The sequence below is a fragment of the Paenibacillus sp. R-74696 genome (assembly GCF_055814915.1).
Genome location: NZ_JBPULM010000036.1, coordinates 1 through 6,334, shown reverse-complemented (window position 1 = coordinate 6,334; position 6,334 = coordinate 1). Strand labels below are relative to the sequence as shown.

The window sequence follows — 6,334 nt, the reverse complement described above, 5'->3', positions numbered from 1 at the left end:
CTTTTAAGGCTGTTCTTTAATAATTAAAGGCCGTCGAATCAATGAGTGATTCGACGGCTTTTTGTGCTGTATTCCTCACATCTTCCAATCGACTATGAGAATTGTTATCACTATAATGGGGAGAGGTGCTTTACGGTCTGACCTATTTGATCCATAGGAGTTGAACAAGGGCGATGAACTTGAATGAACACATTCAATTGTGGAACCAAGCCTCCATCAAGGTGCTTGATATCCGGCATGCGGTGCTGGAGCTGGGTGAGGAGCTGCGCTCGTATCAGCTGCCTGCGAGCGCTTTTCTTTTTACCGCGCGGGGACAGGGGCGGATTATGCTTGATGGAATGGAGCATCGCGCCGAGTATTGTTATCTTTGCCATGCAGGCAAAGGGGCGTTTCTTGATATGGAGGCAACCTCCGGTCCACTCGAATATTATTTCATATTTTATAAAGCGTCGTTACCGCTGCCTGTACGTAAGGAGTCTGTGCAGCTGCTTGAGCGCAGCAAGCCGTTTCACATGCAATATGGCTTTGCGCCGCTGCATCATGCCGCTATTTATTTGAAAATCGTCCGCATGGAGCAGGAATGGATGCAAGCGGGCGCTCTGGAGAAGCTGCGGACGAAATCGCTGTTTTACCAGCTCATTTGCGAGCTGCTGGGGCAGCTGCATCACCAAGAGATTGCAGCGGCAGTGCCGGATATCGCTGCGCAGGCCAGCCGTTATTTGGATGAGCATTATGGCGAGGCGGTAACGCTTTCGCTGTTGTCCGAGCTGCTTCATTGCAGCCCAAGGCAGCTGCAGCGCCTTTTTAAAGCCCGCTATCAGGCAGGGCCCATCGATTATTTGATTCAAGTGAGGATGCAGAAGGCGCGAGAGCTGCTTTTAGGTACAGATGCTTCATTGAAGGATATAGCAGCTACGGTTGGTTATCCGGATAGCTACTATTTCAGCCGCATTTTCAAAAAGCATGTGGGCTCCTCCCCCAGCAGCTTTAAAATCACCGGTGAGCCTGTGGCGGACAGTCGTCATAATCCATCCGAGTTGTCGCGATATGCAATTGCTGCAAGGAAGCGGCGTCCGTATAGTGGTAAAGGTAGTGATGAAAATCATTATCAATACCATTTTAGGGGTGCTGGAACGATGTATACAAACAGAAGCTTTAAAGCAGGATGGACGGTCAGTCTGCTGCTTAGTCTAACTTTGCTGCTGGCTGCATGCTCAGGCGCGGCCGGTACGAACACGAGCGCAGGAGGAGCGTCAGCTCCATCCAATAGCATAACTGCGTCGCCAAGCGTAACGGACACGGGCTCGAAGGAACGTGCGCCGCGCACCATTACTCATATGAAGGGCGAGCTGAAGCTGGAGCAAACGCCGCAGCGAATTGCTGTGCTGGATACGCAGTTCATGGATCAGCTCATTGCCATTGGTGAGCAGCCTTCCGGCAGCGTAGTGACAGAATCGGAAAAATCGCAATTTCCGGATTACATGGCGGGCAAGCTGGTAGATGTCGTTACGCTCGGCACGAAGGATGAGCCTAATTTGGAAGCGATTATCGCTCTTGAGCCGGATATTATTATTGGTACGGAGTTTCAGGATAAAATTTACGACCAGCTGACGAAAATCGCGCCGACGCTTATTTTTGAACGCAATGAGGATTGGCAGACGACGCTGAGAACGTTTGGCCTCATTATGGATAAGGAACAGGAAGCCCAGCAGGTGCTTGATCAATACAATAGCAAAATTTCCGGGCTGAAGGCAGAGCTATCCGAAAAATACAAAGGCCAGACGTTTGCGCTGCTAAGACCGCGTGACAATATTGTGAGGCTGCATACAACAGCCCATCGTACAGCTGCGCTTTTGTACAATGAGCTGGGGCTGACTCCGCCTGCAATGGCGGTAGATGCAGAGAACAGCAGTGCGTCGCTGTCGCTTGAGAAGCTTCCTGAGCTTGAGGCCGACCATCTCTTTCTGATGGAGGACAGCAGCAATTTGGAGCTGACGAAGGAATTCGAGAGCTCGGCCATTTGGAAAAACATGAAAGCCGTCCAAAACGGCCATGTTTACAAAGAAGATACGAATTTGTGGATTGCCTATTATGGTCCGGTTGCTATTAACCTAGTATTAGACCAGATCAATGAAGCCCTGAAATAATATGCAGCAGTTGTTGAAAAAGAATACGATCGACAGCTTGATTTCAAGCTGAGCTAGTCAAATAAGTCGGGCTCCTTCATAGGTGATGAAGGAGCCCGACTTATTTCTTTAAAATTTAAGAGTTTATAAGTTTCACCTTATAATCGGCTTATATTTCATCCTTGAGACACTAGCTTTGCCGCCAAGGGACGGCGACAGTCGTTTACGCTTGAAGAGCTGGATAGACTAGACGCCGGAATAGGCCATAAAGCCGCCATCGACCGGAACGACAATGCCGGTGACGAAGCCGGACATTTGCTCATCCGCCAGCCATAGCAGCGTGCCGAGCAAATCCTGCGGCGATCCGAAGCGGCGCATCGGCGTGTGGGCGATGATTTTGCCTGCCCGCGCCGTATGGGAGCCATCTTCATTCAGCAGCAGCCGCTCGTTTTGCTGGGTCAGGAAGAAGCCAGGAGCAATTGCATTTACGCGAATGCCAGCATCAGCTAAATGGACAGCGAGCCACTGCGTGAAATTGTTAATGGCAGCTTTGGCTGCGCTGTACGCCGGAACCTTCGTCATCGGCGACGGTGCGCTCATCGACGAAATATTAATAACGGCTGCGCCAGCCCTGCCAAGCATCTGCTTGGAAAAAGCTTGAGTCGGAATCAGGCTGCCGACAAAGTTTAAATCAAGCACATTGCGAAAGCCGTCCACCTTCAAGTCGAAGAAGGAGGTAACGTTGGGATTGTCCAAATCCTCCGGCTGGAACGTCTCATTCGTCGTATTGGCGCTCGGATGATTGCCGCCCGCGCCATTAATGAGCAAGTCGCACGGACCAAGCTGGGCAAGCACCGTTTCCGCCGCTGCCGCAACGCTTTGCTGGTTGGTGACATCGCATGCAACCGCAAGGGCTTGTCCGCCTGCGGCTTTAATATCTGCCGCAACCTGCTCGCCTTTTTCCAATGTGCGGTTAAGCACGGCAATTTTCGCTCCTTGCCGTCCGAGCTCCAGCGCCATTGCGCGGCATAATACGCCTGCGCCGCCTGTAATGACGACGACTTTGCCCTCGATAGAGGCATGCTTCGGTAAACTTATCGTTTCACTCACTTCGCAGCAGCTCCTTCCGCGGCGGCAGCTTTCTGATACGCATCCCATAAGCCCCAAAGGTACATAATGCCGAGTGCACGGTCATACAAGCCGTAGCCTGGACGGCACTCTTCGCCCCAAATATGGCGGCCGTGATCCGGACGGCAGTAGCCCTCGAATTGCTCCTCATGGTAGGCCTGCACAACACCAGCGATATCGACTGTACCATCCTGTGTCCGGTGTGACGATTCGATGAAATCGCCGTTTTCATAGACGCGTACGTTGCGAATATGCGTGAACGGTATACGGTCGGCAAACTCGTGAATCATCGACACGATATCATTTTCTGGATTAGCGCCCAGCGATCCGCTGCATAAAGTAAGACCATTATAAGGGCTGTCATGCAATTGGAGATAACGGCGAATATTATCTTGCCCAGTAATAATGCGCGGCAGGCCAAAAATCGGCCAAGGTGGATCATCCGGGTGAATGGCCATTCTAATGTCATGCTCAGCAGCAAATGGAATAATTTCATCGAGGAAATATTTCGCATTTGCCCATAGATGCTCTTGCGTAACTCCCTGATAGGCTTCGAACAGCTGGGTCAAATATTGCAGCCGCTCCGGCTCCCAGCCCGGCATCGTCAGCTTGGAGTTTTCGTTGATGCGTTTAACGAGTTCGAAGGGATCGACATTATCAATCATCGCTTTTTCATAAAAAAGTGCCGTCGAGCCGTCTTCCATCTCCTTATGAAGATCGGTACGCAGCCAATCGAAAATCGGCATGAAGTTGTAGCAAATGACTTTGACGCCGACCTGCGCAAGCTTGGCAATTGTCTTCTTATAGTTGTCGATGTACAAATCGCGGCTTGGCAGTCCAAGCTTAATGTCCTCATGAACATTGACGCTTTCAACGACCTTAATGTGCAGGCCGGCTTTGTCCGCTGCTTCTTTAATCTTCATAATTTTGTCCATCGGCCATTCATCGCCAGCTGGAACGTCATGCAGCGCCCAGACGATGCCCTCCGTGCCGGGAATTTGTCTGATTTGGTCAAGGCTGACGGTGTCATTGCCTTCGCCAAACCAACGAAATACCATTTTCATAATGCGTTTCGCCTCCGATTATTTGAAGTAGGTAGGGAACTTCTCTTTCAATAGCGCCTGATCGGCAATCGTCAGGTTCAAATGCTCGTTCATCAGCCGTTCGGCAAGCTGAGTATCGCTGCTTTCAATCGCCTGTGCCATCTGCAAATGCTGCTCGTACAAATGCTCCCAATGGTGATCGGCAGCAAGACGAAGCATGCGGCTGCGGTTGAGATGGACGTTGATTTGCTGGATGACGGCCCAAGTGTTGCTTTTGCGGCAGCCCTCGAACAACGTGCGGTGAAAAGCCTCGTCCAGATCAAACATCGTTTTGTAATCCTGGCTTTCTACGGAAGCCCGTTGCAAGGCGAGATTGTGACGCATCGCCGTCAAGCGTTCGGCAGGGAAGCTGATACAGGCGAGGCGGATAACCGCAGTCTCCAACTGTTCGCGCATGAAGCGTGCTTCCTCGACCAGCTCCAAATCAATGAGCGACACATCAGTGCCGCGCTGCGGAAAAATTTCCAGCAATCCTTCCTGCGCCAGCCGAACGAAGCTTTCCCGAACGGGGGTGCGGCTGACGCCAAGCTTTAGGGAGATTTCTTTCTCCGAAATGCTCGTGCCGGGAGGCAGCTCAAGGCTCAAAATCTGCTCCTTCAGCGTCAAATAAATCGCATCCCGCGTCGATACGGCAGTGGGCTTTATCGTAAAATCCATTGTTCACCTCCTCGGTAGATAGGCTCATTTCTTAAGTTAAAAGCTACGTTTTCACTATACTACCATACTTGTATGGTAGTTTGGAAGCGGAAACATTTTTGGTGAAAAATATTTCCTTCAGAGCATGCGCGATATCCGCCTGCCTAAAGCAAAACAAGCCTAGTCCAAGCAGATGAATGCTGAACGATACTTGTTGCTTTTGCTATAGTGGCTGCTTATGAGCCTTTAGCTGACAATTAAAGAAACGACTTTGCCTGCATTGACATCAATGAGGCCATAGTCTGTCATTTTCAGAAAAGGGCTGACAGGCATGGAATGGGTAGCAATCGACATAATCGGATTATAATGGCGATAATCGATCGACTGCATCGCTTCACGCAGCTGCTTGACAGCTGGGCCAGCTTCTTCAAGCGGAGCCTCGGTCAAAATACCCCCGGCAGGCAAATGCATGTTAGCGAGCAATTGTCCATTATCTACAACGCAAAATCCTCCCTGCTGCTTAATCACCGTATTCGCGGCAATCAGCATATCAGCGAAACTTCGCCAGGATACTTCTGCAACTGCTCAATTAGGAAACTAGAACCGAAGCTGTCTTTGCTTATTCGTTCTGTGGAGGGGGCAACCTCTTTGAGCGCATCGACGAGTCCGTCTTGTCCATGCACGCGGTGCTCGAATACCGGCTTGCGCATTAACGGCATCCTGCTCAGCGGATTACAGGGACTGTATGATTTTTCGCTAAATCTAAAATCTTGCACGTATGGGCTGTTGCAGTATTTATGTATACGTTGCCATTTATCAATGTTTAATAAGAGTATTGAAATACCCGAACATTGATGCTCTAGCTCCGGTTGTATGAGCAGCTTTAGAGAATGAAATAAATATATGAATACTGTTCAGGAGAAAGGAGGTAGACAGGAACTATGATAATTAAAGGTATTTGATTAAAATTCTAGTCATTTATAGGCTGTTTAAAATAATTACTTCATTATAGTGAGGTATTATGAACGGAAGTTCGAGCGCAGTTTTTAAATAAAATGAAATAGTTAAAAGTTTTTTTGAAAAAACACTTGCAATCCTCTAGGCACCCGTGATATATTATATGAGTCGCCGCTGAGACATACGGCAGACAAGAACGAAACGCAAGCAAGAGAAATTGTTCTTTGAAAACTGAACAACGAGTGAAACTGCCACATTAACTTAGTTAATGTAAAGCGATACAAAAAAGTAATGAGCAAGTCAAACACCTAAATGGAGAGTTTGATCCTGGCTCAGGACGAACGCTGGCGGCGTGCCTAATACATGCAAGTCGAGCGGAGTTGA

5 protein-coding genes, 1 rRNA gene and 1 pseudogene are annotated in these 6,334 nt (G+C 49.4%); 2 read left to right on the top strand and 5 right to left on the bottom strand.

Going from position 1 to position 6,334, the window contains the following annotated elements:
- The first annotated feature begins 173 nt into the window (after positions 1-173).
- A complete protein-coding gene (locus ACSR9A_RS17575) occupies positions 174-2,147 on the top strand; it encodes an ABC transporter substrate-binding protein (RefSeq protein WP_473758604.1) in 1,974 nt (657 codons plus the stop codon).
- A 225-nt stretch (positions 2,148-2,372) separates the two neighbouring features.
- Here the strand turns inward: ACSR9A_RS17575 and ACSR9A_RS17570 are convergent, their stop codons facing one another.
- The 5 genes and pseudogenes from ACSR9A_RS17570 to ACSR9A_RS17550 form a co-directional block, all read right to left on the bottom strand.
- Entirely contained in the window at positions 2,373-3,236 is an 864-nt protein-coding gene (locus tag ACSR9A_RS17570; RefSeq protein ID WP_473758603.1) for an SDR family oxidoreductase, read from the bottom strand.
- On the bottom strand, positions 3,233-4,318 hold the full coding sequence (gene uxuA / locus ACSR9A_RS17565) for a mannonate dehydratase (RefSeq protein WP_473758602.1): 1,086 nt from the start codon (positions 4,316-4,318) through the stop codon (positions 3,233-3,235). Before uxuA ends, ACSR9A_RS17570 begins: the two co-directional genes overlap by 4 nt.
- Positions 4,319-4,336: 18 nt before the next feature.
- On the bottom strand, positions 4,337-5,014 hold the full coding sequence (locus ACSR9A_RS17560; RefSeq protein ID WP_473758601.1) for a GntR family transcriptional regulator: 678 nt from the start codon (positions 5,012-5,014) through the stop codon (positions 4,337-4,339).
- 225 nt (positions 5,015-5,239) lie between these two features.
- Positions 5,240-5,545, bottom strand: a pseudogene (locus ACSR9A_RS17555) (adenine deaminase C-terminal domain-containing protein); the annotation flags it as partial.
- Positions 5,536-5,703: a hypothetical protein gene (locus ACSR9A_RS17550; protein ID WP_473758600.1), complete on the bottom strand. Its 168-nt coding sequence runs from the start codon at positions 5,701-5,703 to the stop codon at positions 5,536-5,538. The gene ACSR9A_RS17550 and the pseudogene ACSR9A_RS17555, both read right to left, overlap by 10 nt.
- Before the next feature lie 556 nt (positions 5,704-6,259).
- Here ACSR9A_RS17550 and ACSR9A_RS17545 point away from each other — a divergent pair.
- Positions 6,260-6,334, top strand: a 16S ribosomal RNA gene (locus ACSR9A_RS17545); the annotation flags it as partial.